The organism is Sporomusaceae bacterium ACPt (genome assembly GCA_041428575.1).
Classification (GTDB): domain Bacteria; phylum Bacillota; class Negativicutes; order Sporomusales; family Sporomusaceae; genus Sporomusa_D; species Sporomusa_D carbonis.
Map to the genome: position 1 here is coordinate 3,669,708 of CP155570.1, position 26,207 is coordinate 3,695,914.

The window sequence follows — 26,207 nt, forward strand, 5'->3', positions numbered from 1 at the left end:
TGCGAAACCTGTCTTCAGATAACCAATTATGTTCCTGGGCAGGTTTGACTCCGCGCAATGATAAGAGTGCTGGCAAGATAAAATCAAGAAATATTTTACACGGCAATCCTTATATCAAATCTATTTTGTGTCAAGTGGCTTGGGCAGCGGTACGCGTTAGACATAGTGCATTTGCGGTGTGGTTTTGGTCTCGTCAGGGCAGGTTGGGCAAAAAAAAAGCTATTATTGCTGTAGCGAGAAAGATTTTAACAGTGATATACACACTATTAAAATCTGATGACTTAATATTGCCTTAAAGGCATAGTCATCGCCACAGCAAATAATAGCCTAATTATTAATATACAGAACTCACTGGCATTTTACAATATAACTTAGTTGTTCAGCAAAAATTTGCCTATTTTATAGGCTTATTAGGTTGTGGCCTTTTTTTGTCTTTTCCCGGACGTCGTTTTCACAATAACCGTCCCGTTGCTTCCCTCACTAAAAAACAAGAAGCAAACTTGTTTGATTCATAGCTCTTACTGTATGATGCCGATTTCTTAGGCGACGCAAGCATGCAGTATACCTATGCCCAAATCGCCGCTGAGCTGAATGTTCATGAGTAGTTGGCGATTATTAAGGGAGCTATTTGGAACAGGCAGGGTCATAAGCTCACGATTCCGTATGTGCCTGCGGCTGGGTATCTGGGGAGACGGTAAAGAAACATTTCTAGTTTCGTAATGCAACACTACAGAATTTGGACGGCCCCAATTACAGTCTCTTATACCTTTGGACAAATAAGTCAATTTTTTAATAAGTCACGCCGGACCCCCGCCCGAGACCCCGGCAGCCCCTATATTTTCTTGTGTCGCTGCAATTTCTCTAATTGCATTAATATTTTCGTATTCTCTACATTTTATTTCTAACAACTTATAATTACAGCACCTTTTATTTAAATTCAGATTTGTATTGCTTTTTACTATACTATACAATACTTTTGCCTTTTTCTTTATCTTTTCATGATTTGAATTTATGAATTTAGCTTGATTTCTTAACAGATTTTTATATTTTTCATCATCAATACTTTCGATATCTATTCTAATTATTTCATTGTCTGGCACAGGTATCATGTTATTAAGATTTATTACACCTAAATTTCCATTGTCAATCTTAAATATATCGGGGGCTTTTTCGCTAATTTTCTCATATTTTAGCTTAGGTGATGATAAAGGTGCATAATATTTTTGATTATTCATTTCAAATACAACACCTATATACTTTCTTCTTCCTTCTCTATTTTCTCGAACCACGTCATCAAATTTTCTCAAATATTCTACATATTGATCAGTAATTGAGCATATGTAAATTTTATTACGCATTTTATCCCCCTGACATTAAAATAGAGTAGCAACGTGGCTACTCTACACACTCTTTTAACTCCTCATTTATACGGCTGAGGTTTTACCGACTCTTTTAACTCCTCATTTATACGGCTGAGGTTTTACCGACTCTTTTAGCTCCTCATTTATACGGCCGAGGTTTTACCGACTCTTTGTATCTTCAATACTATTATACACATTAACACTAACATTAACAACATATTTTTAAAATTTTTTATGGTTCATTGTAAAGAGTTCATTGTAAAGTCAAATCTATTTTGTGTCAAGTGGCTTGGGCAGCGGTACGCGTTAGACATAGTGCATTTGCGGTGTGGTTTTGGTCTCGTCAGGGCAGGTTGGGCAGAAAAAAAGCTATTATTGCTGTAGCGAGAAAGATTTTAACAGTGATATACACACTATTAAAATCTGGCGAGTTCTATGACTCAAATATTGCCTTAAAGGCATAGTCATCGCTACAGAATAAAGCCCTAACTATAATATATAGAACTCGCCACCATTTTACAATACAAATTAGTTATTTGGCAAATTTAGCCTATTTCATAGGCTTATTTGGTTATGGCCTTTTTTGTCTTTTTACGGACGTCGTTTTCACAATAACCGTCCCGTTGCTTCTAGAATTCCACTCTCTTAAAAAGAAATTACATTATCCAAACAGTGTACTTATAATTTTAGGATAGACCAACATTTCATCTTTATCACTTTAGCTATTTAATGTACAACAATTTCACCATTCCATCCATCTTAATTATGCAACTCACTATAATCCGCCCGCAGGTAAATCTTAAAAGCTGCAGTTTTTATCCCATACCGCTGCAACATATTTACAATACAGTTGCGGATCGAGTTGGCGCTTCGATTGGTTTCGACATAAAACTCCGCGTTAGAAATCTTAATCGGTCTGCGCATAGTAGTTTGAGGCGACAGGGAAAAATAACGGACCTTACGGCCGTTCATATCTTCATCCGTAACAAAGCTTTTCATTTTTTCCGGGTCTTTGCTGTAGAGAAATTCAACGGTTTTTAAGAACATCTCTTGCCAAGTACTTACCATAATTTTGTCGCCGTCAATTGAAAAAGCGAATGGGCGCTTGTTGGTGAGATTCTCATACAGCGTATATTCAATGTTACTGTCAACTCGATATTTGTCGTAATCCGGCAGTATTTTTTCCTCTTCCGGCTCGGTTTTTGCAACATCAGGTATAACGTCTAGTTCAAGTAAATTACGAAATTCCTGCAACTTGGCCTCATAAACCGTCATTTCTTTACTAGCAGCAATTAACTGGCCAAGCAACGTAAAATCTTTGTTATTGTTGGCCTTTTGCAACTCATTGCCAATGTCCAGCCTGGCACTGTTCAAAGTATCTGCCAGTAAGTCCAGAGCTTCTGCGATCTCAATTGCCCTGCCCGGCAGTTTGTTTTTGATAATCGTGGCAAATTCTTCACCGTTCAACATGAATCACGCTCCCCTAATGGACAACTGGATTTAATCAGTAATTTAACAACGATACTTTTTACCCTACAAGCCGATTGGAAGGAATTTTAATGGCATTTTTCCTTCCGCCACCCATGGAAATTCTAAACGCTTTTTCGCCCTTGGCCCTGCTTATCGTAAGCGAAGTCTTTCCACCGCCAAGGCATTGTGTAATGTCATCTCGATCCAGAACGGCAAGTTCACTACCATTAAACCCTTCTTCACCACAAACCAGAGCCATTAGTAGATTATGTCCATCGCTAATGTAACCGAATATTTCATCAATATCTTCTGAAGTAAACGTAAATTGCCAACTCCGGTATTGGCCATGGACTCCGGGACGACTCTTTGCCCGATATTTGATAAACAGCCGATATTCGCCGTCATTCGTTGTCAGTTTATAGATTTGACGATCATCGTCGCCCTCAACCAAGGCAGGAAGGATATTATTGTTAAACAACTTTGAAAGAACCGCTCCATAATAGAAGTCAGCGACGTTAAAATTTGCCATAGTAAAACGCTCCTCTCCATAACACGATATATATAAGCATCCGCCGTTATTTGCGGACAGGCCCGAATTACAATTCAAACTGCCTGGCCAGCCAGCCAAAAAAGACGCCTTCTTTCACGACATCATGCGGGATAAGCAGATATTTCCATGGTTTGCCGCCATACCTGGCATTAAAATCAGAAGCCGCTTCACAGTATTTTTTACCCGCTTGGGCTTTTAACTGCACTTCTTCACTTTCAATTTCATCGCGCCTCTTGATTTCTGCCATATAAATACAGTCTGCGGTTTCGACCACAAAATCAGGTTCATATTGCTGGCGGCTGTATTTGTCCCACCAGATGTTAAACTGCTTTTTCGCCGGGCGCATCCACTTTAGAGCCGCACTGTCGTCTTCCAAAATAACGGCAAACTGCTTTTCGGCGCTGCTGTCAAACTTGTAAAGGGAATGGCAGCTCCTCTTAAAGCCTTTGAATATTTTACCCCTGATTTCGCCGGCCGGAACAGACGTTCTGAAATCATACAGCTCGTCGGCAGAGTATTTTTCCCCGAAGCCGACTTCAATTTTAGTAAACGGCAGCATTTCAGATGCTTCAAACCTGGTTTCTTCCTTATAGAAATGATCCCTCATCTGCAGGTAAATAAACTCGGCTATATCCCGTTTTCTCGTAACCATTACTTTTTTTATCTCATCTTGACTTAAATATGCGGCAAATTTAGCCTTTGCCTGTCCGACCAGTTTGAACAGCAAATCGGCATTTTTTTCGTAGTCAACATCCGACTTGATCATTACGATTTCCTGTACAATCAGGTTTTCGGGCGTATCTTCTTCGCCCAGGCTGCCGTCGGAATTGATTACGGCAATCCTGCCGTCTTTTAGGTCTTTAATAATGATGGTATCGTCAGCAGGACGGTAATTCAAGTTTCTGGTCTCAAGGTCGAAGTCATAATAACCCTCTTTAATCTCTAACACCTGCTGGACAGTAGCGCGCGGTACGGGGATGACGATATTAGTCACAAGCTGTGTAACTTCCTCGACAGCTTTTTCAATACACTTTTTTACTTCGTCATTGATATCAACTGTCGGAAACGCCTCTTTCGTCTTCTGAACAACGGCTGACACGATTAGCTTCCGATATTCCGGTTTTTTGACATCGTCAAAGGCTTTCACATGCTTATTCAGTTCCATAACCGTCTTATAGGCAGTCTTGGCAATAGTCCGGGCCATTTCGTTTTTTCGGTCAATTGTCGGCGCGGCGTTATCGGGAATGGCAAGTTCAATCTGTTCAACAAAAGAATAACCGGCTATGGTCTCCTCTACCCTTGACGGCAATTCGATAACTGTTTTGCGGTCTTGATTGGTATCAGCATCGATTTCAATAACATTTATTTTCCTGATGATGGAATTAGGATCGTTGGCGGCATTGATAATAGCATCATATTTATCATGATGCACGATATTCAGGCGGTCCACCGCATCCACCCCCGTACGCTCGCCGTAGGGCAGACGCAGTCCCCTGCCGATAGTCTGCTCGGTTAAAGTTTCCGAAGCGGAACGGCGCAAAGGAATAATGGTATAAAGGTTGGTTACGTCCCAACCTTCTTTCAGCATATTGACGTGAATCACTATTTCAATTTTGTTGTCCGGTTCTTCCAATGAGAGTAATTGTTCGATATTCTCGTCTTTTTCCGCCCCGGTCTGGTTGGAATGGATTTCGAGCGCCTTATCCTTGTAATATCCCTTAAAGAAGGCATCGGAACAGATAAATTCTTTCAGTTTGCCCGAATGGTGAGTATCCTTGGCAACGACCAGCACAAAAGGCTTGATGATTTTCCTGCCATTTTCCCGGGCGTATTTTTCCAGCTCGGCCTGGGTCTCAATATGTATCCTAACCCCGTCAATCAGTTTAATACGGTCAAGTTCATCGTCGGAATACTGCTCCGGGTCAAAGTTTTTACGGGTTGCGACTGCCGGCACCTTAACATATTTGCCGTCTTCCAAGGCGTGAGCAAGAGAGTATTCGTAGACCACGTTTTCAAACTTAATACTTTTGCCGCTCCTCTCAACCTGGGGCGTAGCGGTAACTTCAATCCCGAGTACCGGCTTCAATTCATTGATAACAACCATGCCCCGGTCAGCGCGGTAATGATGGGATTCATCCATCAGCAAAACAAGGTCAGGCAATTCGACCAGATAGTTAAAGTACGATTCCCCCAGCACTTCAATGAGACGCTTCATACGGGGCTCCCTGCCGCCGCGGGTTTCGGCATTGAGCTTAGAGATGTTAAATACATTGATCGTGATCCCGCTGGTCATTAGGTCTTGCTGGCGAAAGTGCTCATAGTTCTCGCCATGAATAATCCGGGGCGGTGTAACAAAAGCGTCAAGCCCGCGAAAAACATACTTCGGGTTATTTATATCGCCGAAATCCTTGATCAGCTTGTTGTAAATAGTAAGGTTCGGCGCCATAACAAAGAAGTTCTTAATCCCTTTTTCATAATAAAGCCAGGCTATAAAGGCCCCCATCAGCCTTGTTTTGCCCACCCCGGTTGCAAGGGCAAAGCAAATGGACGGAAAATCACGCTCAAAATTTTTGAAAGTAGGGCATAGCGAGCGAACCTTGGCCGCCTCGACATTAAGATCAATATCTTTTTTCAGCGCCAATTTGCCGCCTATTTGCTCGAAGAGTTCCAGACTTTCGGCCTGGGGCTCGCGCAGTTTCAGACGGTTGGTGATATAGCGGGTATTTTTATTCATGATCATCCGCCTCCTCGTCTATTGCAGGTAGATTGACGATGTTCATGCTATAACTTTCTACGCCGAAATCGCATTTATTTAAGAGGACCTGAGGAATTTTCTTGACATTGATGTTATCGTAGCGCTGGTCCGCCCCCTCCTGAAAGGCCTTGCAGCAGATTAACAAAGACTCGTCCTCGGCCATCTCCTGATGGATGAGGTCAAGGTATTCCAGGGTTACAAACTGGGTGGTTGTAAAGATATAATCCTTATCGTAGGAATAACCATGTTTCCAGAACACTTCGCCGTCAGGCGCATAAGTAAAGCCCTGATGTTTGGCCATCGCCGCCGCCAGCATATCGGCATTATAACGTTCGTCAATAACCCAGTTGCCATATTTATCTTTTTTCAGCAGGGACGGGGCCAGCTCAAAGAAACGGAAACCGCCGCCGCCCTGCCAGTTCACAGTTTTGGATATGCCGCCCTGTTCCCCGTCAACAACCGCTTTCAGGCGGGGCAGGCAGTGCGTGTAGCAGTGGTCGCCAAACTCAATGCCTATCCACCGGCGTCCCATTTTGTGGGCAACTGCAGCAGTGGTACCGGAACCAAGGAAAGAATCAAGAACCCAGTCCCCGGGATTGGTAGCAAGCGTCAGGATACGCTCAATAAGGCGTTCTGGTTTAGGGGTTGTAAAAACCTCATCATTATTAAAAGCTTTTACCTCGCGTTTAGCCTCTTGGTTGTCGCCAACTTCAGTTCTAAACCAAATTGTCTTACATACTGCGCCTTCTTGGACTTCCGACAAAAATCTCTTTAATCTTGGAACGTTATTGCCACTTTGACCGAACCATATTCTGTTATCTTTAAGCAGTTCTTCAAAACGTTCTTTTGATACAACCCAGCTTCTACTTTCGGGCGGCATTATTACTCTACCGGTTGGAGTGGTAATCGGATAAATATCACGCGGATTAGGTGTTTTCACTGATAGATCCCCTGACGTCCACGGTCCCCTTGGGTCATTGTCGGGGTTTTTATATCTATCGTCCATTTCTGCGGTTCTAGGCAATAAGTTAGGATGCCATATATCCTTGTTTTTAGCATAAAGTAAAATATGGTCATGACTGTCTGAAAGCCATTTTGCATCATTTTGCGGAGAGAATTTTTTTTCCCAAATGACATTAGCTACAAAATTTCTTCTTCCAAATATCTCATCACAAAACACTTTCAGATAATGGCATTCGTCATCATCAATGGATATCCACAAGCTGCCGTCATCCGCAAGGAGATTATAGATAATCTCCAGTCTTGGTTTCATCAGATTCAGCCAAGTTGAATGCTCTAGATTATCGTCATAATGTTCAAACGCATTTCCCGTGTTATATGGTGGATCTATATATATACACTTGATTTTTCCGGCAAATTCCTGCTCCAACGCCTTGAGGGCCAGCAGGTTATCCCCATGAATAAGCATGTTCTCCGTATTCGGGTCTCCGTAACCCTTCGACTTGTCCTCCAAAAGTATCCTCGGTTCCACCTTTATTTCATCGTATTTCCCTATCCATGTCAGTTCCAGTCTTTGCTTGCCGCTCATCGTTATTACCTCCGTTATTCCAAAACCCAGCGAATTACAAACAGTTCCTCAATAAAGCTTCTGCCCTGCAGTTGGCGCTCGATTTTTGCCTGCAATTCATCGCGTTTTGCATCAATTCTGTCTTGTTCTTTATATAAATCGCGTATTTTTTCCCGGCGTTTCTTTTCCAGAGCATGAATCTGTCTTCTTAATTCCAGGGCCTGTTCTAGAGTCGCCGCCGTACGCTCATCTTTGCGAAGCTGTGAGATTTCGCGGTCAATCAGCTTGATTTCCCGCTCCAGGCCCTCTTTTAAGTCGTCCGCCCAAGCATCAAGCTTAGAACATTCTTCGCGGAAATACTCCATGTCATTCCTTCTGATTCTTGCAAGCATTTCTTCTTTTATCTTCGCCCGTTGATCCTGCAACTCCTGTGTAAGTTCTGCTTTTGCCAATTCGATATTTTCTTTGGCAGGCAGCTCAAAAAGTTTTGCCGCCAGCTCCTCGTCCATTACCGTCCCATCATCAGCTACACAAGCTAGCAGCAGGTGTTCCTGAATCTCAAAGGCCTCGCTGGCAAGTTTATCAGCAATCAGCCAGCCGGATTTTGACTTCATTTCCTCAAAAAAAGTAATCTTATGCTCTGAATTTTTATAATCAAACGTCAACTTGGCATAAGACAATTCTCTTGCAAGAGCCTGCCGGATGACCGTTTCGGCAAGGGGGTGTTCTTTGCGTAAAAAATGGTCTTTTAACTGTTCCGCCTTTTTCCAGTTCAGATGGTAATATCCCTTGTCAGCAAGGCTGCCATTATAGTAAAACCTGGGTTCACCGGGGTAAAGTTCAATATCGGTATGCAGTTCTGATTGAACAAGGCTAAAAAGCCATCTTTCATATAAAGAGAGCGTCTCCTTGGCGGCGTTTTCACAGGTTTTCAAGCGCCGGACAACTTCCTCGTCAAAGTTTTCCAACAGCGCCCGGCGCGCCTGCGCCATATTGTTTTGTATTTGGTCTTCAAGTTCGCGCTGGATCACGTCGAATGCCGCTTGAATTTCTTCGCCGGTACGGCAGGTCTGGTAAATTTCCGCAATGCGTTTTTCAAAATCAATGCCTGATTCGATGGAACCCAACACTTCATCCGATGCGCCGAATATGCCGTCAAACAGGCGGAATTTCTCATCAAGCAGTTGATAAACGAGCTTGTCCGCCTCATTGGCAATATTTAAAAAGTTGATCACGACAACATCATTCTTCTGACCGTATCTGTGACAGCGGCCGATACGCTGCTCAATGCGCTGGGGATTCCATGGCAGGTCATAGTTTACAACCAATGAACAAAACTGCAGGTTGATTCCCTCGGCCGCAGCCTCGGTCCCGACTAATATGCTGGCCCGGTCCCTGAATTCTTCCACAATGGCCGCTTTCATATCGGCCTGTTTGGAACCGGAGATAATATCCTCACCCTGATGGCGGGCTAACCATTCATTATAAATCCGTTTTGAATTAGCGTCATTGTTGTAACCGTTTAATACAATAACCTGACCGTCATAGCCATTATTCGTTAATAAATTTACCAGATAATCCTGTGTCCGTTTTGATTCGGTAAAGATAACCGCCTTTCTTTGCGCCCCCAGTTCCGCACTTTTTTCAAAACCTTTCTGAAGCGCCAGCAGGAGGTTTTCTCCCTTGGCATTAAATTTGATGCTCTGGGCTAGTTCAACGTATTCAGTCAGCTTCTGCAGTTCCTCGGCTATCTCCCGTCTTTCGTTGAGAATTTTGGCAAAATCGTCGGTTTTTTCATCATCCCATTCGTCGATCATCTCAGGAAGCACATCATAATCATCAATATTGAGTTCTGCATCGTATCCGTCGAGCATGTGCCGGAGACGAGTCATAAGCGCCTGCAACGTACCGGATATGGCAAAGGATGAAGACGCCAGGAGTTTGCGCAGGATAAGGGTCATGAGTTTGCGCTGGCTGGCCGGCAAAGCATAAAGCTTGGGGCTTAAAAGGTATTCCGAAACCTTATTGTAGAGCAATTCTTCTTCTTTGGTTGGAGCGTATTTCTGCAATATAGAAATGCGCCTCGTATACCTGACATACTCAGTCACCTGTTTGCGGAGCGTCCGTTGGCAAAATTGCTGCAGCCTTTGGCGCAGGAAAATATTTCTGATTTCTTCATTGTCAATATTTATGTACATGTCGCGGTAAGTCTTGACATCGCCAAAAACGTGTTCATCAATAATACTTACCAGACCGTATAGCTCCATCAACGAGTTTTGGAGGGGAGTAGCAGTAAGCAGCAATTTTTTTCTGTTAGCCAGGGCGACTTTCAAGGTATTGCCAATGATATTGGACGGTTTATATACATTGCGTAACCGGTGTGCCTCGTCCATCACCACCAGGTCCCACGGAACTGACGCAATTTCGTCAGCCATTTTTGCTGCAAAGTGATAAGAACAGATTACAACCTTATTTTCTATTTCAAACGGACGTATACAACCCGCACGTTTCATCTGGTTATAGTTTTTGCTTTCCAGTATAACGGACTTTATGTAAAATTTCTCATCAAGCTCAGATAACCACTGATTGCGGAGAGAAGCGGGAGCAACAAGCAATATCCGACGCTTGCGTTCCGCCCAGTACTGGGCAATAACTATAGCAGCCTCAATCGTTTTACCCAAGCCAACTTCATCCGCCAATAAGACGCCATTGGACAGCGGTGAGCGGAACGCAAACAAAGCTGCGTCAATTTGGTGCGGATTCAAATCCACCTTTGCTCCTGACAAGGACGAAGCAATTTTTTCTATGCTGTTGCCCGGACGTTTCAGTGTTAACTGAGTTGCATAGTACTTTGAGTGATAAGGCGTATACAATATGGTCTCCTCCACCCCAAAAGCAATAAAATTATCTATCTTTTAACTTATGTGCACACCGCTTGTCTTCCGGCTTCTTGGCGCCAATAGGCAAAACCCACATATTGCCAAGACGCGCTGCCCCTTGAATCCTTCCCTGCACACAGAGCACCTGCACTCGGCGGACGGTGACATTCCATTTTTGGGCAGCTTCTTTTGCGGTCATATATTCCATAACTTCACACCTCTAAAGTGCATAATTACTCAAAAATATTATATTCGCAAACACGAACAACTTCCAGAATAATTCTCCTCGTATAATAGAATTAGATCCACCGGATAGCGTAATTTCCAGTAAGGAAACACATATTCCGGGGAACCGGTTCCCAATTCTGAAGAAGCTCTTTTTACCCCGAAATATTATCCACATTCAGCCTGTAATGCGCGCGGTTATAGGTTGTGGTTAATTCCTTCTATGGTTAAAGACGCTTTTTCAGAATGGATTAATAAACTTCAACTGAATAAGAACACTGATTGAAGTCAGCAATTCTTACTTTGGCGTCAATTTGATACGCCCGGGGCACAGGCCCAATTCCAGAGTTGCTACAATTCAACAGTGATTGAAACCGGCCAGCCGGAGTATGTATATGCTCCCTGTCGCTGGCTGGTTTTTTACTGCCTTTTTTACTCATTACCTACCTTGAATCTTGGACTTGCTCATGGGACAATGGGATCGACAGGTACTTTTCGGGAGATTTCTTCTCCTCCTTGCGGATCCACACTGGATACTGCTGTAGAAAGCCGGCTACCCGTGGTCCATCATCGAGTATCTAACCGCTAGTTGCACCAGTCTGGAAACTGGGGGTAGCACCCACACTGTCTGTTTCCTGTACATGAGTTCTGATGACGAGGCTGCTTTAGATGGTTCCCATGGGCACCCAGGTCTGAGAAGTATTTGATTATTTATCCGAGGGAGGTGTGGATTATGGCTAATCTTATGGTAGGCATTGACGTTAGCCTCCGCTCTCATTCTGTACAGTTCATGAATGATTGTGGGGATGCTTTAGAATCTTTTAGCATTCCTAATAACCTGATAGGCGCTCAAACTCTACTTGAACGTATTCTTCAATCGGCTCAAAAACTTCAATCTGAACTTATTCGTGTAGGCATGGAAGCCACTTCGAATCTTGGTTGGCATTTGGCTCATTTCCTTAAAGCTAACCTCCATCAAACCCAAGGTTCCAAAGCTCAGGTCTTTGTCCTTAATGCTAGAAAAGTGGCTCGTTTTAAGAAAGGCTATGATACTCTTCCTAAGAACGACCGCATTGATGCCTGGGTGATTGCAGATCAACTTCGGTTTGGCCGTCTTCCACATGAGTTGACTTCTACTATTCAATTTGAGGCTCTCCAGCGTTTGACCCGAACCCGCTTTCACCTTATGCAAAATATCGCCCGCGATAAAACCTACTTTCTCAATCAAGTCTTTTTGAAATTTAGTGGGCTTCGCCAAGATAATCCCTTTTCCAATATGTTTGGCTCTACTTGTTTAGCTGTTTTGCAAGAACTTGAACCTGAACAGATTGTCTCTATGTCCATTACAGAGTTAGTAGACTTTTTGAAGGAAAAAGGGAAGAATCGCTTTGACGATCCGGAGCAATTGGCTTCTTTCTTGCAAAAACTTGCCCGCTCGTCTTATCGTCTTGATAAAGCTATGGCTGATCCTGTTAATCTCTCATTATCCGTTATGCTCAGTGTTATTCAGACTATGGAAAAAGAAATTGCCAAACTGGATAAAGAGATTGAAAAAATCATGAAGTCCATTCCCGAAACCTTATCATCTGTGAAAGGGATTGGGCCGGTCTTTGCCGCCGGTATTATCGCCGAAATTAGCGATATCGCTCGCTTTTCTCACCACAATTCTCTTGCTAAGTATGCTGGACTTGTTTGGTCTCAGTACCAATCGGGAGAGTTTGAAAGTGAGGAAACCAAGCGAGTTCGTACAGGCAATAAATATCTGAGGTATTATCTAATACAGGCAGCTAACCTCGTTCGTCGATATGACAGTGAGTATGCTGCTTTTTACGCCGAAAAATATGCCCAAGCATTCAAGCATCATCACAAACGTGCTCTCGTCTTAACTGCCCGAAAACTGGTACGGTTGGTCTTTATGCTACTAAAGACCAAGCAACTGTACACACCGCCTGAGAGGAGAGGTTAGTTTTTTCTTCTAATTGGCAGCCTTTAAAATACCTCATCTTTCTTACATAATTTGGTAGTTAAGGTGAGGTTTATTTGGTATACCCTTTTTTAGGCTAACTTCTAATTTCTCGTTATCTTTTTTCCAATTTTTCAGTTTTTCCATATTGACATTTTACCGCTAGGCTATGTAAAAAATAAAAGAGTCCATTTCCCACAGTACTTTGGCTATCTCCTGCACCCGATCAAGCGTTTCCTGCCGCATCATTTCGGCCTGCGTAACCCCAGCCCTCTTACTCCGCAACTCCTCTATCTCACCAGCTATCCGGTTATACTCCTCGCCATAAATCTCATTATCAATCCCCGCCGTCAAATTCAGCTTAACCAATGGATCCCTTCTAGAACCGTCCCTTTGTATTCTGGGCATCCACGGCAACGTGGAATTTGTAACCGAACCAGGATTGGCGTTTTCCATCCACATCTTTCTTGACACCCCAACTGGGCTGGTTGCTTCCTCTCGCAGTTTCGGTTTCTCATAAGCCTTAATGGCGGAGGAAAAATCTGCTGGCTTTTTCAAGAAAAACTCTGCCAATCCGAGGGTCAAGTTTGCCATCACAGATTTCATCTTGTATGATTTTCAAAGCTTCCGTGGGGGCCTTCCGGGGACGATATACCCTGTCGGATGTGATAGCGTCGTAAGTATCGGCGATGGCTATAATTTTTGCAAACTCATGAATATCTTCATCCTCTAACCCAACCGGATAACCGCTTCCGTCCAGCCGTTCATGGTGTTGAAGAGCCCCAACTTTAATTGACCATGAAATCGAATTGAAATCCGATAAAAAATTATAACTTAATGTGCTGTGCCTTCTCATCGTAAGCATTTCTTCATCATTTAATTTGCTCGGCTTGTTTAAAATTTCTAACGGAATAATAGCCTTCCCGATATCGTGAAGCAACCCTGCGAGAATTAAATTCCTGATTTCATTGCCACTATAATCAAGCCAATTTCCGATTATCGCTGAGATTATGCCAACGTTCACGCAGTGGCGGTATGTATGCTCAGACTTAATTTTTACCATATCAATAATATGAACCACATCAGCCATATTTCCCGTTAGTAATGAGCTACTTTCGGTAAGCCCGATCATCCGCGTGACCGGCACTTGCCCGAATAGGCGAACAGATTCAAAAGCATATATCACTTCCCCAAGAGTCTTTTGCTTTGATTGCGAAGAACAAAGTCTATCCTGATATTTTTCATTAAATGGTATTATTTGTTTTATATCAGTACCGGAAATGATATAGACGTCCCGAATAGTCAACCTGGTTAAACAGCTTATGTGCTCATCTGTCAATTTTGCACCTTTTTTGATTAAAATTCTTCCACCGTCAAGAATAATGTCGCGTCCAAGTACCATGCCTGGAGTAAGATTCTTAACAAATACAGGAAGAATCATTATTAAATCACCTCCCCTTTGCTGTAAATTGTGCGCTACAAACATAATAAAACCCGGTCATCGACACCGGGTTTTAAAAACTGGAAAAACAGTGCAACCTGGCGGTCGTGGAAAATATCTTTAGACCCATGGCTTTGCGTCCTTATCTTTCGATAAGTTTGCCCGATATTAATCTTTTTCCCCGGCACAAAGTGCGAATTAACTCTGTTTCAGCGTAACGAGTCAGGCACTTTCGCTGTCAGTCGTTTGCTCTAAATTTTTAATGCCGGAATTGTCTTTTTTCGCCGATGTGGAAGCCAAACTGGCCTTATTAATTAACGAAGCCAAGAGGCGGCCATGCGGAAGAGAACGGTCGCTCATCCTGCCTGCAGTGGCAACACCGACCGACATAGTCACCGGAATGTTGTCCGGAAAAGTATATCCAGCCACAGCTTGCCTCAATTTATGAGCAAACGCCGCCAGGGTTTCTCGGGAACATGACATAAGGATAATGAATTCATCGCCGCCAAACCGGCACAGAATTGTCTCCGGCGGCGTATGTGCCTGCAAAAGCGCGCCGAATTCTTTTAATATGAGATCGCCTTTGACGTGTCCGTATCGCTTGTTAATCTCGCCGAAATTGTCAATGTCAGCAAATGCAACGGATATTTCCCGACCGGACGACATCAGTTTCAGAGCATGATAATAAAGATAATCCGTCCTATACAGGCCGGTAAGCAAATCGGTATGTTTCCCTAACTCCTGTTTTATAATAGCTGGCGTTACCAGACCTTTCAACAGGTCCTGTTCACGCGCCAGGAGAGCCGATAATTTATCTTGCTCCAGGGTCTCACTGGCATGCCAAAGAGGCATGTCCGGTTCGGCATATATAAACCGTCCGGTCATGGCATCAGCTACAATACGGTTAGGGAGGTCCTTTGCTGCTAAAAAAGCGTCCGTCCGGCGCGGGCAGCGTAATGTCCCGGTCATAGTCGGCATAGCGAAAAACCAAGTCATTTTCAAGGCGCAATTCATAGAGGTCGCACATAAAAAAGACAGTTCGGTTATGAAGGTAATCCATGAGCGCTTGCGGTACTGCTTTCATTTGACGGTCACCAACTTGATTTGATTGAGTTTATAGTAGCCGTACCAAAAATAACACTCATCCAGCTTTTCAAAGGCGGCGTCATCGTCGAGCACCAGCGCATCCGCCTTGATTCCCCAGGAACGCAGCCCCGGAATGGTGTCCTTCCAGCCCTGTGAGGTTTTGGAGCTGTCGTCAATCTCGTCGTCCTGGCGCTTGAAGGTTGCCCCCCGCTGGCCGCCCGGCACCGTCCACACGGGGGTGGTCTCGGTGCCGGTGTTGATGTATAGCAGAAAATCCACGCCATCTGTTGGTATCGACATGGTTGTCATCTCAATACTTTGGCTCTGGCCTGTATTTCCCTGGCGCCGGCATCGGTTTCCCGTTCAATCGCCGCGCTAACGCCACTGGCAATTGTGTCAAAATAGCCAATTGCCTTTTCGGCGCCTGCTACCTTTACTTTAAGTCTACTCATCTGTTACCACCTCCCGGCACTTGAGTTCTAAGTATGTTTTGCGTTCCCCGACATTGACCGGCGGCGCGGTTTGTTCAAATATCCGCCGTCGGTATACCAACCGGTCATTAGGCTGTAGATCCGGACGGTAGCGGAGGGTCATCTCTCCAATGTTGCGGAGTAAAATACCATCATCGGTGTATTGCCAAGTCATGCGGATATCCATGGTTACCCTGATTTTCGAGTAAAAAAGCTGCTTGTCCGGTATTAGTCCGATAGGTTAGGCTGTCAAGTCGCTTTACCGGCAGCAGCGGAAGCTGTATTGCTGCGCTGCCAGCCGGGAAGGCATCAAGGTATGCTTCATACCCTGCACAGCCAAAGCGCGGCCGGTAAAGTTCTCACAGTATTCGCGGGCAGCGGCAATGAGGGACAGGATAAAGCCATCCGCCTCATCAATGTCCACGCTAAGATGCTGCTTGGCTTCCTCCAAGGTGAAACGGTTTCTGCCCAATACATAGTTAGGGTCGTGATTAAAAAGCGCGCGGATATCATTGGCTGAATACCAGCCGTTTTGCCTGCCGATGGCGTAGCCTTCCTGCCGGGTTTTGAAGTCGCCCCTGAGCAGCGCATCAACGGTAAATCTGGCAAAATATATTTGGCATTCTTCCGGGCGTAACAGGCATTTAGCAATGGCCTGCTCCCAGCGCACCAGCCAGGGACGGATGGTATGCACTACAAATTCAATGGACTGGTGCTCAATATTAGAAAATGTCGCACGTTCTAAGTCGCCGGTCATGTGCGGCGGCACTCTGAATATGCGGCAGATTTCATTGATTTGAAATTTGCGGTTTCCAAAAATTGCGCGTCCTCCGGCGGAATGCCGATTTGCTTGTAGGTCATGCCTTCTTCCAGTACAGCCGCCTTATGGGCGTTTCGTGCGCCCTTGTATACCTCTTCCCGGGATTTCCGGAGCCGCTCCGGGTCCTTCACCACGCCGGGGTGTTCCAAAATGCCGCCCGGCCTTGCGCCGTTGCCGAAGAACCGCGCCCCGTATTCCGTATATCATGATTTGGTTTAGAAATTGCTCTATAAGATGTCTTGATAATTGCTCGCGCCATAAAGGATACGCATGATCACAACTTCTTCTTCGGCTTCATTTACCAGATAAAAGACCAGATAGTTATCGACGATTAGTTTCCGATACCCTCTCGCTTACAATCGGCTCCACGCAGCCGAACTCCTCAATGGAACGCCTCAGTTTTTCGTATTCCGGATCGCGCGGCTTTAAATCCTTGCGCGGATTGTATTTGGCCGGGTTTAATTGTTCAATGGGTATCTTCTGCAGGTTCAATGCCTATCACCGCTTTCCACCCTGACTGCCTGCTTGCCGGTAAATTTCTCCCAGCGCTTTACCGCCAGGTCGCAGTATACCGGGCTGATTTCCATGGCGTAGCAGCTTCTTTCCAATTGCCCGGCGGCATATAGGTCGCCCAGATTCCAGCAGATGATATCCGCCAGTCTGGTTACATTCTTTATTACCGGGCGCATGGTTTCAAACCAAGACTCAATGCCTTTATTCTCATAGTCTTTGCCGACGCCATACGGCGGAGAAGTAACGCATACCTAGGCCCGTTTGCCGGCAAACAGCCGTAAGAAGCTGTCATAGTTTTTGCTGTCGCCGCACATTAACCGGTGACTGCCTAAAAGCCAAATGTCGCCAGGCTGAGTAACCGGGCCGTTCTTGGCGATTTCCTCATGGGCTGTGTCGGCATTAAAAGCATCCTGCACCGCGTCCTTGGAATATCATTGGTTCATCAATTCATCGATTTCAGCGGCATTAAAGCCGGTTAAGGCTGCATCAAACCCGCTTTTTTCTAAATCGGCCATCATTTCCGCCAGTTTGGGAATTCCCAGTCGGTCTCGTCCTGCAAGCGGTTGTCGGCAATGAGGCAGGCGTCGGCTCTTTCACCTTCAAGGTCAAGAAAAATAGCAGGCACTTCGCTTATGCTTGCTTTCTCCGCCGCCTTGCATCTTGCATGACCGGCCAGTATGTAGCCGTCTTTTGCCATTTACACATCATTTTTGCGTTTTATATCCCCTTTTGATTTCGCGACTTTTCGCGCGTTGCCGCGCGCCCGCTCTTGGTGTGAGGCCTCCAGAGATTAGTGCCCCCCTTTGTTTCCTTCTTGGTTTTTCTTTGTTTCTTTGCTATAATTAAAGTAAAGAAAACTTGCATCGTGTGTGATGAACCTGCATATACTAAAAAAGGAGAAATAACCATGTTACACCAAGCCCAACCGGGAGGGAATTCTATGCTCAAAAAACGTATTTCCGTATCACAAAAACGCCAGATCACCATTCCTATAGAATTTTTTACCAACCTCGGCATTGACAAGGAGGTTGATTGCTATCTCCAAAATAACGCCATTGTTATCCGCCCTGTGCGCGATAACACCGGTGAGTTTGATGAAGAAATCCTGGCTGACTTAATAGCGCAAGGCCTTTCCGGACCGGAGCTTCTTGAAAGGTTCAAGGAAACGAGGCGTAACGTTCGCCCGGCCGTTGAACGCCTGCTTGATGAAGCCCGCCTTGCTGCCGCCGGTAAAGCTCAGTTTTCTACCTACGAAGATGTTTTTGGTTCGGAGAGCGAATAATGTATAAGCTGATCATTCTGCCTCCTGCCGCCCGCTATTTGAAAAAGATAAAAGAAAAACCGCTTAAAGCAGCTTTTCAAAAAGCCGTTGATGAAATCCTCAAGTCTCCTTATATAGGCGAACCGAAAACCGGTGATCTTTCCGGCGTTTACTGTTATGATGTGTATTGCAACAAAACCAATTATGAGCTGGCCTATACCATCATAGAAGAGCCAGACGCAACTGTTGTGGTGATTCTTGCCGGCACCCGTGAAAATTTCTATGAGGAATTGAAACGGTACATGAAGCATGTTTAACCTATAGCCCCTTGCGGGCTTTTTTTATTTTCCCCACCGGCCATCTTCCTTCGCAGTTTTTGAATCATGTCAGGGCTTTTAAAGTTTACCACAGAAAAACTTACCTGGCACTGGACACTTTCTTACCAGTGACTAACCTTTTTCTTACCACTTTACTGACCGCTGACTAACCTTTTTTAAGAGTATATAAGAACAGGACTTATGCACTTGCTTCCAAATGAAGTAAATTTGGTATAAACCAAAAAAACTTTTTAAAATCTCTATACTTCCAGCCTGATTTTGGGGATCGAAACACAAGTAAACGCCTTTGGGTGTGTAAGGCAACCTGTGATTCGACAAGACCGCAACACCATACTATATATTACCGCATGCTGCGCAAGCGGCTGAAATATTCGTTCATGTCGAAGGCGTTGAGGGCTGCGCTGCCCTTGAGGATGATGAGCGGTTTGCTGCCCGCGCTCACCCCGCCCGTGTATTTGGCCTGTTCCTCGGCCACCGCCCGCGGCTCCTTGAGATAGAGCATTCTGGCCTGAGTATAGCTTTCGGCGTCGGCGGTGACGATCACCGTGATCTTGTCCCGCAAAATAAGGTTGTGTTTGGCTAATAGGTCGGCGACGGTGTCAACGGCTTTTTCGATGTTGGCCCGCGCCAGGGCCGGCACTTCCCGGTCGTAGACGAGCTCCGCCCAGCCCGCCGCGGAAGCCTGGGCGGGCTGGGCGAAGAATACCAGCAGGCAAAGCCAGAGCAACTGGATATGTCTAAGGATCCGCGTCATCTCATCCCCTCCGTCAAATCGGAACCGCAAGCGTCAATAATCCTTGCCGCCGGCGGCCGCGGAACCAAGCAGGCGACCGAGGTCCGCCTGCCAATAGCTAAGCATAGTAGCAAATGACTGGTCGGTTTGGCCAATGTCGTTTCTCACTATTATCAGACCGGCCCGGTGATTGGGGTCCAAAACCCACCAAGCCGACGAATCGAGGTACTTGCCGCTTTCCTTGAAAGGAGAACCGTAGCGCTGCGACATGCCGGCTTTGAGTTCGTTGAACTTGTCCATTACTTGGTCTGCGCTGCGAAAATGTAAAATAGACACGGCAAACATCTTGCCCTGGTAAAAGGAGACAATGATAACTGCCTGGTCGTCATTGAACGGTCCGATATATCTTTGCCGGGTCGTATTATTGGCAATCTTCTCAGTAACCTGGTGCTTGGTGCCCGGCCGCTCCTGCATGATGCGCCTGGCCTCATCCTCGCTGGCGCCCCAGGGGATGCCCAGCACCTTGGCGGCTTTCTCTGTGGCCGCCCCGCTCGGCGTACTTCCCGCGTCGGGCCCGCCCGCCTCCGGCCCCGACCATCTCGCCGCCACCAGCGTAACATCGTCGGTCATGGACATGATACAAATTTTCGCGCCGGTGTTGGGGTCGGTCACCCACTGTTCGGCCGCCAAGGCGGTTGCCCCGGCGCCAAGGAGAAGGAAAGCCGTCAACAATAAAACCGCTGCCCGCATAAGTTTCATAAAAAATACCCCCATACAATTCGATATTGCATTTACGGTATACCCGCCTCTGAGGATGTCGGATTTTAGGTTAATCTATTTTTACAAGTACATAATTTCTGTAAAAATTTAGAAAATTCCTGCTGAGGCAGTGAAAAAAGCAACCCTCAGGAACAAGAGCCAAACCAGCGACTACGCCATCTCGCCATCTGACAGCGGAATAGGCCTTAACCGCTGATCAACGCACGTTCACATTCTTTTATTATTGCCCTGTACCCCTTTTGATGGACAGTAGAAACACATAGTATACTGTAATCAGAGAGGTGATTGTAAAAGTGACAAAGCAGTACAGTACGGAATTTAAATTAGAAGCCGTGAAAAGAGTCGAGGCTATTGGTGCCCCTGTAGCCAAATTAGCAGCTGAGTTAGGTATTAACGAAAATACGCTCCACGGGTGGTTAAAACGATATCGAGAGAAGCCGGTTATGCCATTTCCCGGCAGCGGAACCTAAGCCCGGAAGATGAGCGGATAAGAAAGCTTGAGCGTGAAAACCGTGAATTGCGGGAGGAAATCGAGATTTTAAAAAAGGCGGCAGCTTACTTCGCGAAGAACCAGAAATAAAACAGTTCGAATTTATCAGAGCTAACCGCAATAACTACAGGGTGACGAAACTTTACAAAGTGCTTAAAGTATTACGCAGCGGATACTATGCATGGGAAAATCGCCCGAAAAGCGCAAGAACTATCGAAAACGAAGCACTAACTTAACAGATCAAATTTTTTTTGGGGGGTAATTATGAATAAACAAATTAATGCAATGTATTTTAGTGCGACTGGTACAACTAAAAAAGTTGTAACCAGTATCGCAAACCAACTGTCATTAAATGCCGGTAAGGATGCCCAGATAAAAATTTTTGACTTTACGTTGCCGGCATTCAGAAGAGAGCCGATAACCTTTACCAAGGAAGACGTTGTAATCGTAGGTGTTCCGGTCTATGCAGGAAGAGTTCCAAACATATTGCTGAAATATCTACACACCGTCACAGGTAATGGTGCTTTAGCAATAGCCGTAGTACTTTACGGAAATAGGAATTATGATGATGCCCTGATAGAACTAACAGATATTCTTGTATCAAATGGTTTCAAGGTTGTTGCCGCAGGAGCCTTTATAGGGGAGCATTCTTTCTCGAAAATCCTGGCGCAAAACAGACCCGACGAAAAAGATATGACGATTGTAAAAGATTTTGCCGATCAAATTTACCGAAAAATAACAAATAATAGTAAATTTGAAGATTTGCTTGTTAACGGGAATAGACCATATAAAAGTTATTATACTCCGAAAAACAAAAACAATGAGCCAGTTGATATAAGAAAGGTTACTCCGAGAACAAATACCGATTGCATAAAATGCAAACTTTGCGTTAATGTATGTCCTATGGGATCAATTGATAATGAAGATCCATCTAAAATAATTGGCATTTGTATAAAATGTTGTGCTTGTATAAAAAAATGTCCTACTAATGCTAAATATTTTGCAGACGAAGATTATTTGTGGCACAAACAAGAGTTAGAGATCAATTTTTCCCCTCGCAGAGAGCCAGAAATATTTATATAAGATTTTAAGGCCCAGCCTAGGCAGAGAAAAATTAGACCAACCACTTTAGCTCTAGCTAGGGCACACTATTACGGTAATGCAATCACAGAGGAGCCAAGGTGAAGTCTGTGTTGGTAGCAGGCCGCGGCTGCCAAAATACGTGCCGAGAATTCTTTAAGATATTCTATAAGGACGCTGCATGTTCGAAGTATCTGAAACAGATACGTTGTCCTGAGGGGTTTATCTGTCCGGCCCGCGGAGAAAAGTACTCCATAGAATAAAAGCCGGGGCCGCCTGGAGTGCCCACTCTTATCAGCGCAAAAGCAAAATTCTTTTGTCTCACATGATAAACTTTGATTGGATTACCGATATAAACGCCGAACAGGGCAAAAAGTAACGCCGGAATAAAAAAATTGGCTCTGCTAAAATAGCATTGCCAATAAAAAGTTATTTGCTCTCTAACGACCGGTGAATTACGCTTTCAATATCCTTGTGACAGCAAGCTCCCTTGGGATTGTTGGCTATGCAATTGCCGTTCTTCATGGCTCCGGTAGCCTTGGCGACATCGCTTACAGTCCTGGCTCCGTTCTTAGCAACGGCATGAATAATTTCATCCTCAGTAACACGGTTGCAGTAACAGACGTACTTCGGGGTTGCGCCATCCTTCCATGCGATGGGAACCCTCACATCCGACTGGCGAAATACGCGTCCTGGGCTGAAATATACCACATCGCAATCGGCAGCCAGGCAGACCCCGAATGCTTCGGAATCCGGGACATCATTGCGAACCATATTTTTTACCGTCTCAAACGGTACTTTTTGTCCTGAAGCTCCGCAGGCAGGACATTTTGCCGCCGGCGTTTGGCAACAAGATGCAGAACAACAATTTTTGCTCATCCTGGTCACCTCCGAAAAAAATTACCTAAATCATCATAATCAACACTGCAGCGAAGAAGTTTGCAAACTTACCTTGCGTCTATGACTGCCGTGCTGAAATTATCATATAGATAGACAAAAAGCCCACTCGGCAAGTCACAACATAAACTTTATTTAACGCCGGCTAAACTGCCGTATCCCTGTCCCCCATAGTATGTATTCCGGCATTCCCGGACATTTATATCTTGAACTGCCGAACGGCATTGTGCAGCCCTTCCGCCAACTTGGCCAGCGCCTGACTGGAAGCAGCGATTTCCTCCATGGAGGCCGACTGCTCCTCTGTGGAGGCGGAGACGGTCTGTGCTTCGCCAGCGGTGGTATCGCTAATACTTTTGATTTTATTGATAGAATCAACGACTTGGTTACTGTACTGGTTCATTAACTCAAAATTGGCAAATGTTTTCTGAATTCTTTCAGTTGTCTTGTTGACCAGTTCGGCGATAGCAACGAACGATGCGTGGGCCCCATTTACTGTTTCGATGCCAGCTTTGACATTTTCAGAACTATTGGCCATCGCCTTGACTACATTGTCAATATTGCAGTTATTCTGATTAATTAGCAAAGATATTTCCTGGGTAGCGTTCTGCGATTGTTCCGCCAGCTTTCTGACCTCTTCGGCGACTACAGCAAAACCCCGTCCCTGCTCCCCGGCCCGAGCCGCCTCAATCCCTGAGACGCCGGAGACGACGGTTGAGACGCCGGGACGGTTCTTTTGTCTAGCTTCGCAATATCTTATTTATCCTATCTTTGTTAATATGGGTAATTGCCGCTATTTTCCTTATTGATAAATTGGTCTTTTCCTTAAATTCTTTGATCATACATCGCGCTATTTCTACCCTACTATCGCAATTAGCCGAATTAAGCATAGTATTCCAGAGTTCTTTTGCTGATTCTTCGTCCATTTCCACAGTTTCTTCATTCATATCAATAAAGGTTTCCACAGCATCTTGGTTTACATATTCTTTAAATTGCTTTTTGGCTGAATTTAAGTCTTCTGAAAAAATTCCAAGAATTACACCCGTATCCAACACTTTATTAAAATAATGATTCTCTAGCAAATATCCGTTATAGCTGCTCCATTTATATTCACCTGCTGATTTTACTATCCCTGCCTTCACCGGATTTTGATGGATATATCTAATTAATGCCAATATATATTGATCATCTTCTACAACTTCACTCTTAAACCTATCTTGAAATAAATGACCTACTCTCTTATATTTTTTATTAAAATAATAGACATAGCTAATGTTTATTTTTTTCATTACATTTGCTATGCCTTCAGTTCCTTCCTGCAGCATCAAATGGACATGATTATCCATTAGGCAAAATGCATGCAAAAAAAATTTATTGCCTTGTTTTTTTTCATATAGTATATCTATAAATCTAAGCCTATCTTCATCCTCAAAAAATATAGATTTCCTTTCATTTCCTCTAATCATAATATGGTAATATCCGCTATTACTTTTCTCCCGCCGTTTTCTTGTCACTGCTAATCACCCTTCTCCAGGATAAACCGGAAAGGATATTTTTGTCAAGACAAAAGAACCGTCACCGTGTCTCTCCGTTTTGAGTATGCTGCTTCGTCCAACCTAAACGGAGAATTTTCTTCATAAATGTGAATGTAACTGACCGTACCAGTTTCTTTAAATACAAGTTCTGGCGTTAAGGTGTCAGTAATCGTCCTCGAAGGAAACGGCGCCCTTGGGCAGTCGCCACTATGAGACGCCCAAACCGGGGATTGGCAACAGGTCAGAAAGAATACTGCTGCGAATGACGGCGGCCTCAGGCGCTTCATACTTATCGCTCCTTCTTTTTATAAAGTTACTTGGCGTTGTTCCAGGCAATGTCGATAGCTTCGGAAAGCAGCGAAAAATTCTCCGGATAATCCCAGTTTTTCGCAGGTTCAAGCGACCGCATGATTTCCCCCTTATCCTGATCATATACATGCCATTCCAGCTTTTTCGCAGCACTGTCGTTCGCTCTTGTCAGATATTTAGTTAATGTACGGAGGGTATTAGTTGATCTGGAGCTTTTCGTTTCGCTCATCACCCAAAAAACAAACCCCTTGTTTTCCTCATCTTTAAAAACATTTTCAACATCGACATAATCAACCCGGCTGTCCCCTGATGCCAGGGTAAGCGTTCCCACATAGATCCATTTACTCGCCGCGAACGCCGGCCCGGCAGACAAGAAAAGGGCCAACGCAATCAGCGATAAAATCAGCGAGATTTTGGCTTTCATTTTCTCACCTTCCTTAAATAAAGGTATTGTTTTTGTATTGTTTTGTTTCTAAAAACTGACCGGCGCTTCCAAAATCAGCTGGTTGCCAGCCCGGATAACTTTTGCCGAGGTTACCGCTGCGCCTGTAAGCACTTGTTTGAGTTGGTCAGTAGTATTTACCGCGGCGCCGTTGACTTCGACGATAATATCATTCAATTGAATGTTCATTTTTTCCGCCAGGCTGTTTTTCTTTACATCGGTGACCAGCAGGCCTTGCACTGTAGAAAGGTTCAGCATTTTGACGTCGTCAGCAGTCACGCTGCGTACCGACACGCCAAAGCCGGGTTTATCGGCAGCCGACGAAGGCTGAACTGCGTTTTTCACGACCCGGTCGATATTATAATTGGGATTCGCCAGTTTGATTTGACCGGAACCAGCAACTCCTTTGCGAACAAACGAAAAATCTATTGGATAGTCCGGTTTGTCAGACCCAATCGACAATGCAGAAAACCATTCCCGCAGTTTCAGGCCGTTGGTAACTTCCGTGCCGCCCAAAGTAAGAATAATATCTCCGACCTGAATTCCGGCAGCGGCTTTCCTGTGATCCATTCGTCGTCGCCAATTTTGGCGGTCATAGTCCCGGCTTGCGCCGTCGGCCAGGCAAAAAGGAAAAATACGGCCAAGGCTATAAACATCAACCGTTTAAATCCTGTTTTCTTTATCGCCACTTTCCTGCACCTCTTTCTTAATCGCCAAATCATTTCTTCCTAAACGCTTTCGGGTGTATTCGGCGAATTTCGACCGCGGACTTACCATGATGTACATTGCACAAGCTTCCTTATAAGCTCCCTATGACCGCTTGATAAAATCGCCGGGAGTTTTGTTTCACTGTTGTTTGGCGTATTGTTCAGCAATCTCGATGGCTTCGGCCAGCAATGAGAATTCTTCGGGATAAATGGTCTGGCTGTCCGGTTTTTTGGAGGAAAGTTCAATCACCTTGCCGTCTACTTTTGTGTAGCCATGCCATTCGATTTCTTGGGTTGTATAGGTTCCATCCAGTTTGGAAACGTACTTCGTCTTTTTCCAAGCGCTCATTTGGGACGGACGCTCGGGGTCGGTCGTCTCGCTCAGCACCCAAAACGTGATGGTAGCATTGGCTTTGTTTATTGTAACGGTTTCGCCGTCAATATAATCAGTGCGGCTCCTGCCCGACGCGAGCTGCAGTTTGCCAACATACACCCAGTTAGCAGCCGCGGCTTCGCCGATAGCGCCTAATAATATAAAAACCGTCAAAAGACAGACAATAATGCTTTTTTTCATTTT

At 44.8% G+C, this 26,207-nt stretch carries 35 protein-coding genes, 1 pseudogene and 1 riboswitch; of the genes and pseudogenes, 7 read left to right on the forward strand and 29 right to left on the reverse strand.

Going from position 1 to position 26,207, the window contains the following annotated elements; translation table 11 throughout:
* The first annotated feature begins 8 nt into the window (after positions 1 to 8).
* The gene (locus tag SCACP_RS18715; RefSeq protein ID WP_425061441.1) at positions 9 to 296 is read left to right on the forward strand and encodes a transposase; all 288 of its coding nucleotides are present in this window, start codon (positions 9 to 11) and stop codon (positions 294 to 296) included.
* A gap of 501 nt (positions 297 to 797) precedes the next feature.
* Here SCACP_RS18715 and SCACP_RS18720 read toward each other — a convergent pair.
* From SCACP_RS18720 to SCACP_RS18750, 7 genes are all read right to left on the reverse strand, one after another.
* The gene (locus SCACP_RS18720) at positions 798 to 1,358 is read right to left on the reverse strand and encodes a type III toxin-antitoxin system ToxN/AbiQ family toxin (RefSeq protein ID WP_425059017.1); all 561 of its coding nucleotides are present in this window, start codon (positions 1,356 to 1,358) and stop codon (positions 798 to 800) included.
* A 762-nt stretch (positions 1,359 to 2,120) separates the two neighbouring features.
* A complete protein-coding gene (locus tag SCACP_RS18725; protein WP_425059018.1) occupies positions 2,121 to 2,831 on the reverse strand; it encodes a hypothetical protein in 711 nt (236 codons plus the stop codon).
* 58 nt (positions 2,832 to 2,889) lie between these two features.
* On the reverse strand, positions 2,890 to 3,360 hold the full coding sequence (locus SCACP_RS18730; RefSeq protein ID WP_425059019.1) for a hypothetical protein: 471 nt from the start codon (positions 3,358 to 3,360) through the stop codon (positions 2,890 to 2,892).
* 67 nt (positions 3,361 to 3,427) lie between these two features.
* Positions 3,428 to 6,115, reverse strand: coding sequence for a DEAD/DEAH box helicase (locus SCACP_RS18735; protein ID WP_425059020.1), 2,688 nt, complete (start codon positions 6,113 to 6,115; stop codon positions 3,428 to 3,430).
* A complete protein-coding gene (locus tag SCACP_RS18740) occupies positions 6,108 to 7,685 on the reverse strand; it encodes a site-specific DNA-methyltransferase (protein ID WP_425059021.1) in 1,578 nt (525 codons plus the stop codon). The genes SCACP_RS18735 and SCACP_RS18740 overlap by 8 nt, the downstream gene beginning before the upstream one ends.
* Positions 7,686 to 7,699: 14 nt before the next feature.
* The gene (locus SCACP_RS18745) at positions 7,700 to 10,537 is read right to left on the reverse strand and encodes an SNF2-related protein (protein ID WP_425059022.1); all 2,838 of its coding nucleotides are present in this window, start codon (positions 10,535 to 10,537) and stop codon (positions 7,700 to 7,702) included.
* A 31-nt stretch (positions 10,538 to 10,568) separates the two neighbouring features.
* The gene (locus tag SCACP_RS18750) at positions 10,569 to 10,751 is read right to left on the reverse strand and encodes a DNA-binding protein (protein WP_425059023.1); all 183 of its coding nucleotides are present in this window, start codon (positions 10,749 to 10,751) and stop codon (positions 10,569 to 10,571) included.
* Between the two features lie 750 nt (positions 10,752 to 11,501).
* On the opposite strand from SCACP_RS18750, the gene SCACP_RS18755 reads away from it, so the two are divergent.
* Complete coding sequence (locus SCACP_RS18755) at positions 11,502 to 12,734, forward strand: IS110 family transposase (protein ID WP_425057924.1); 1,233 nt, start codon at positions 11,502 to 11,504, stop codon at positions 12,732 to 12,734.
* A gap of 159 nt (positions 12,735 to 12,893) precedes the next feature.
* On the opposite strand, the gene SCACP_RS18760 is transcribed toward SCACP_RS18755, so the two are convergent.
* The 13 genes and pseudogenes from SCACP_RS18760 to SCACP_RS18820 form a co-directional block, all read right to left on the reverse strand.
* Positions 12,894 to 13,100 carry a hypothetical protein gene (locus SCACP_RS18760; RefSeq protein WP_425059024.1) on the reverse strand — a complete coding sequence of 69 codons (207 nt, stop codon included), beginning with the start codon at positions 13,098 to 13,100 and terminating at the stop codon, positions 12,894 to 12,896.
* 154 nt (positions 13,101 to 13,254) lie between these two features.
* Positions 13,255 to 14,172, reverse strand: coding sequence for an HD-GYP domain-containing protein (locus SCACP_RS18765; protein ID WP_425059025.1), 918 nt, complete (start codon positions 14,170 to 14,172; stop codon positions 13,255 to 13,257).
* An 89-nt stretch (positions 14,173 to 14,261) separates the two neighbouring features.
* A riboswitch (cyclic di-GMP riboswitch) is annotated at positions 14,262 to 14,345 on the reverse strand.
* A 49-nt stretch (positions 14,346 to 14,394) separates the two neighbouring features.
* Positions 14,395 to 15,168, reverse strand: a complete 774-nt coding sequence (locus tag SCACP_RS18770) for a GGDEF domain-containing protein (RefSeq protein ID WP_425059026.1) — start codon at positions 15,166 to 15,168, stop codon at positions 14,395 to 14,397.
* A gap of 84 nt (positions 15,169 to 15,252) precedes the next feature.
* Positions 15,253 to 15,567 (reverse strand): phage tail tube protein, encoded by a 315-nt coding sequence (locus tag SCACP_RS18775; RefSeq protein WP_425059027.1) that lies wholly within the window; start codon positions 15,565 to 15,567, stop codon positions 15,253 to 15,255.
* Complete coding sequence (locus tag SCACP_RS18780; RefSeq protein ID WP_425059028.1) at positions 15,564 to 15,710, reverse strand: hypothetical protein; 147 nt, start codon at positions 15,708 to 15,710, stop codon at positions 15,564 to 15,566. The genes SCACP_RS18775 and SCACP_RS18780 overlap by 4 nt, the downstream gene beginning before the upstream one ends.
* Positions 15,703 to 15,915, reverse strand: a complete 213-nt coding sequence (locus SCACP_RS18785; protein WP_425059029.1) for a phage head completion protein — start codon at positions 15,913 to 15,915, stop codon at positions 15,703 to 15,705. The genes SCACP_RS18780 and SCACP_RS18785 overlap by 8 nt, the downstream gene beginning before the upstream one ends.
* 72 nt (positions 15,916 to 15,987) lie before the next feature.
* On the reverse strand, positions 15,988 to 16,152 hold the full coding sequence (locus SCACP_RS18790) for a head-tail connector protein (protein WP_425061442.1): 165 nt from the start codon (positions 16,150 to 16,152) through the stop codon (positions 15,988 to 15,990).
* 60 nt (positions 16,153 to 16,212) lie between these two features.
* Positions 16,213 to 16,745 (reverse strand): annotated as a pseudogene (locus SCACP_RS18795) (phage portal protein); the annotation flags it as partial.
* 30 nt (positions 16,746 to 16,775) lie between these two features.
* The gene (locus SCACP_RS18800; protein ID WP_425061443.1) at positions 16,776 to 16,880 is read right to left on the reverse strand and encodes a hypothetical protein; all 105 of its coding nucleotides are present in this window, start codon (positions 16,878 to 16,880) and stop codon (positions 16,776 to 16,778) included.
* On the reverse strand, positions 16,870 to 17,040 hold the full coding sequence (locus SCACP_RS18805) for a ParB N-terminal domain-containing protein (RefSeq protein WP_425059030.1): 171 nt from the start codon (positions 17,038 to 17,040) through the stop codon (positions 16,870 to 16,872). The genes SCACP_RS18800 and SCACP_RS18805 overlap by 11 nt, the downstream gene beginning before the upstream one ends.
* The gene (locus tag SCACP_RS18810; protein WP_425059031.1) at positions 17,037 to 17,237 is read right to left on the reverse strand and encodes a hypothetical protein; all 201 of its coding nucleotides are present in this window, start codon (positions 17,235 to 17,237) and stop codon (positions 17,037 to 17,039) included. The genes SCACP_RS18805 and SCACP_RS18810 overlap by 4 nt, the downstream gene beginning before the upstream one ends.
* A 75-nt stretch (positions 17,238 to 17,312) precedes the next feature.
* A complete protein-coding gene (locus SCACP_RS18815) occupies positions 17,313 to 17,477 on the reverse strand; it encodes a hypothetical protein (RefSeq protein WP_425059032.1) in 165 nt (54 codons plus the stop codon).
* A 98-nt stretch (positions 17,478 to 17,575) separates the two neighbouring features.
* Positions 17,576 to 17,758, reverse strand: coding sequence for a ParB N-terminal domain-containing protein (locus tag SCACP_RS18820; RefSeq protein WP_425059033.1), 183 nt, complete (start codon positions 17,756 to 17,758; stop codon positions 17,576 to 17,578).
* A 243-nt stretch (positions 17,759 to 18,001) separates the two neighbouring features.
* Here SCACP_RS18820 and SCACP_RS18825 point away from each other — a divergent pair, with 243 nt between their 5' ends.
* On the forward strand, positions 18,002 to 18,343 hold the full coding sequence (locus SCACP_RS18825; RefSeq protein ID WP_425059034.1) for an AbrB/MazE/SpoVT family DNA-binding domain-containing protein: 342 nt from the start codon (positions 18,002 to 18,004) through the stop codon (positions 18,341 to 18,343).
* Entirely contained in the window at positions 18,343 to 18,639 is a 297-nt protein-coding gene (locus SCACP_RS18830; protein ID WP_425059035.1) for a type II toxin-antitoxin system RelE/ParE family toxin, read from the forward strand. The genes SCACP_RS18825 and SCACP_RS18830 overlap by 1 nt, the downstream gene beginning before the upstream one ends.
* 361 nt (positions 18,640 to 19,000) lie before the next feature.
* On the opposite strand, the gene SCACP_RS18835 is transcribed toward SCACP_RS18830, so the two are convergent.
* The gene (locus SCACP_RS18835; protein ID WP_425059036.1) at positions 19,001 to 19,414 is read right to left on the reverse strand and encodes a hypothetical protein; all 414 of its coding nucleotides are present in this window, start codon (positions 19,412 to 19,414) and stop codon (positions 19,001 to 19,003) included.
* Between the two features lie 33 nt (positions 19,415 to 19,447).
* Positions 19,448 to 20,167 (reverse strand): hypothetical protein, encoded by a 720-nt coding sequence (locus SCACP_RS18840; protein ID WP_425059037.1) that lies wholly within the window; start codon positions 20,165 to 20,167, stop codon positions 19,448 to 19,450.
* Positions 20,168 to 20,505: 338 nt separating this feature from the next.
* Here SCACP_RS18840 and SCACP_RS18845 point away from each other — a divergent pair, with 338 nt between their 5' ends.
* The 3 genes from SCACP_RS18845 to SCACP_RS18855 all read left to right on the forward strand — a co-directional run bounded on the left by SCACP_RS18845 (position 20,506) and on the right by SCACP_RS18855 (position 21,746).
* On the forward strand, positions 20,506 to 20,643 hold the full coding sequence (locus SCACP_RS18845) for a transposase (protein ID WP_425061444.1): 138 nt from the start codon (positions 20,506 to 20,508) through the stop codon (positions 20,641 to 20,643).
* On the forward strand, positions 20,586 to 20,753 hold the full coding sequence (locus tag SCACP_RS18850) for a hypothetical protein (protein ID WP_425061474.1): 168 nt from the start codon (positions 20,586 to 20,588) through the stop codon (positions 20,751 to 20,753). The genes SCACP_RS18845 and SCACP_RS18850 overlap by 58 nt, the downstream gene beginning before the upstream one ends.
* Before the next feature lie 174 nt (positions 20,754 to 20,927).
* Positions 20,928 to 21,746, forward strand: a complete 819-nt coding sequence (locus tag SCACP_RS18855) for an EFR1 family ferrodoxin (protein WP_425059038.1) — start codon at positions 20,928 to 20,930, stop codon at positions 21,744 to 21,746.
* A 426-nt stretch (positions 21,747 to 22,172) separates the two neighbouring features.
* Here the strand turns inward: SCACP_RS18855 and SCACP_RS18860 are convergent, their stop codons facing one another.
* From SCACP_RS18860 to SCACP_RS18890, 7 genes are all read right to left on the reverse strand, one after another.
* A complete protein-coding gene (locus tag SCACP_RS18860; RefSeq protein WP_425059039.1) occupies positions 22,173 to 22,622 on the reverse strand; it encodes a (2Fe-2S)-binding protein in 450 nt (149 codons plus the stop codon).
* 217 nt (positions 22,623 to 22,839) lie between these two features.
* The gene (locus SCACP_RS18865) at positions 22,840 to 23,397 is read right to left on the reverse strand and encodes a methyl-accepting chemotaxis protein (RefSeq protein WP_425061445.1); all 558 of its coding nucleotides are present in this window, start codon (positions 23,395 to 23,397) and stop codon (positions 22,840 to 22,842) included.
* The gene (locus SCACP_RS18870; RefSeq protein ID WP_425057957.1) at positions 23,378 to 24,151 is read right to left on the reverse strand and encodes a transposase; all 774 of its coding nucleotides are present in this window, start codon (positions 24,149 to 24,151) and stop codon (positions 23,378 to 23,380) included. Before SCACP_RS18870 ends, SCACP_RS18865 begins: the two co-directional genes overlap by 20 nt.
* A gap of 334 nt (positions 24,152 to 24,485) precedes the next feature.
* Positions 24,486 to 24,905 (reverse strand): hypothetical protein, encoded by a 420-nt coding sequence (locus SCACP_RS18875; protein WP_425059040.1) that lies wholly within the window; start codon positions 24,903 to 24,905, stop codon positions 24,486 to 24,488.
* A 48-nt stretch (positions 24,906 to 24,953) separates the two neighbouring features.
* Positions 24,954 to 25,493 (reverse strand): PDZ domain-containing protein, encoded by a 540-nt coding sequence (locus SCACP_RS18880; protein ID WP_425059041.1) that lies wholly within the window; start codon positions 25,491 to 25,493, stop codon positions 24,954 to 24,956.
* 93 nt (positions 25,494 to 25,586) lie between these two features.
* Positions 25,587 to 25,709, reverse strand: coding sequence for a hypothetical protein (locus SCACP_RS18885; protein WP_425059042.1), 123 nt, complete (start codon positions 25,707 to 25,709; stop codon positions 25,587 to 25,589).
* A 60-nt stretch (positions 25,710 to 25,769) separates the two neighbouring features.
* A complete protein-coding gene (locus SCACP_RS18890) occupies positions 25,770 to 26,204 on the reverse strand; it encodes a hypothetical protein (RefSeq protein ID WP_425059043.1) in 435 nt (144 codons plus the stop codon).
* Positions 26,205 to 26,207 lie beyond the last annotated feature (3 nt).

What these genes read in the sequence shown, in the direction of transcription:
- SCACP_RS18720 (WP_425059017.1), bottom strand. Translation starts at nt 1,358, where the DNA reads ATGCGTAATAAAATTTACATATGCTCAATTACTGATCAATATGTAGAA.
- SCACP_RS18725 (WP_425059018.1), bottom strand. Translation starts at nt 2,831, where the DNA reads ATGTTGAACGGTGAAGAATTTGCCACGATTATCAAAAACAAACTGCCG.
- SCACP_RS18730 (WP_425059019.1), bottom strand. Translation starts at nt 3,360, where the DNA reads ATGGCAAATTTTAACGTCGCTGACTTCTATTATGGAGCGGTTCTTTCA.
- SCACP_RS18735 (WP_425059020.1), bottom strand. Translation starts at nt 6,115, where the DNA reads ATGAATAAAAATACCCGCTATATCACCAACCGTCTGAAACTGCGCGAG.
- SCACP_RS18740 (WP_425059021.1), bottom strand. Translation starts at nt 7,685, where the DNA reads ATGAGCGGCAAGCAAAGACTGGAACTGACATGGATAGGGAAATACGAT.
- SCACP_RS18750 (WP_425059023.1), bottom strand. Translation starts at nt 10,751, where the DNA reads ATGGAATATATGACCGCAAAAGAAGCTGCCCAAAAATGGAATGTCACC.
- SCACP_RS18755 (WP_425057924.1), top strand. Translation starts at nt 11,502, where the DNA reads ATGGCTAATCTTATGGTAGGCATTGACGTTAGCCTCCGCTCTCATTCT.
- SCACP_RS18765 (WP_425059025.1), bottom strand. Translation starts at nt 14,172, where the DNA reads ATGATTCTTCCTGTATTTGTTAAGAATCTTACTCCAGGCATGGTACTT.
- SCACP_RS18770 (WP_425059026.1), bottom strand. Translation starts at nt 15,168, where the DNA reads ATGACTTGGTTTTTCGCTATGCCGACTATGACCGGGACATTACGCTGC.
- SCACP_RS18775 (WP_425059027.1), bottom strand. Translation starts at nt 15,567, where the DNA reads ATGACAACCATGTCGATACCAACAGATGGCGTGGATTTTCTGCTATAC.
- SCACP_RS18780 (WP_425059028.1), bottom strand. Translation starts at nt 15,710, where the DNA reads ATGAGTAGACTTAAAGTAAAGGTAGCAGGCGCCGAAAAGGCAATTGGC.
- SCACP_RS18785 (WP_425059029.1), bottom strand. Translation starts at nt 15,915, where the DNA reads ATGGATATCCGCATGACTTGGCAATACACCGATGATGGTATTTTACTC.
- SCACP_RS18810 (WP_425059031.1), bottom strand. Translation starts at nt 17,237, where the DNA reads ATGCGCCCGGTAATAAAGAATGTAACCAGACTGGCGGATATCATCTGC.
- SCACP_RS18820 (WP_425059033.1), bottom strand. Translation starts at nt 17,758, where the DNA reads ATGGCAAAAGACGGCTACATACTGGCCGGTCATGCAAGATGCAAGGCG.
- SCACP_RS18825 (WP_425059034.1), top strand. Translation starts at nt 18,002, where the DNA reads ATGCTCAAAAAACGTATTTCCGTATCACAAAAACGCCAGATCACCATT.
- SCACP_RS18830 (WP_425059035.1), top strand. Translation starts at nt 18,343, where the DNA reads ATGTATAAGCTGATCATTCTGCCTCCTGCCGCCCGCTATTTGAAAAAG.
- SCACP_RS18835 (WP_425059036.1), bottom strand. Translation starts at nt 19,414, where the DNA reads ATGACGCGGATCCTTAGACATATCCAGTTGCTCTGGCTTTGCCTGCTG.
- SCACP_RS18840 (WP_425059037.1), bottom strand. Translation starts at nt 20,167, where the DNA reads ATGGGGGTATTTTTTATGAAACTTATGCGGGCAGCGGTTTTATTGTTG.
- SCACP_RS18855 (WP_425059038.1), top strand. Translation starts at nt 20,928, where the DNA reads ATGAATAAACAAATTAATGCAATGTATTTTAGTGCGACTGGTACAACT.
- SCACP_RS18860 (WP_425059039.1), bottom strand. Translation starts at nt 22,622, where the DNA reads ATGAGCAAAAATTGTTGTTCTGCATCTTGTTGCCAAACGCCGGCGGCA.
- SCACP_RS18875 (WP_425059040.1), bottom strand. Translation starts at nt 24,905, where the DNA reads ATGAAAGCCAAAATCTCGCTGATTTTATCGCTGATTGCGTTGGCCCTT.
- SCACP_RS18880 (WP_425059041.1), bottom strand. Translation starts at nt 25,493, where the DNA reads ATGGATCACAGGAAAGCCGCTGCCGGAATTCAGGTCGGAGATATTATT.
- SCACP_RS18885 (WP_425059042.1), bottom strand. Translation starts at nt 25,709, where the DNA reads ATGTACATCATGGTAAGTCCGCGGTCGAAATTCGCCGAATACACCCGA.
- SCACP_RS18890 (WP_425059043.1), bottom strand. Translation starts at nt 26,204, where the DNA reads ATGAAAAAAAGCATTATTGTCTGTCTTTTGACGGTTTTTATATTATTA.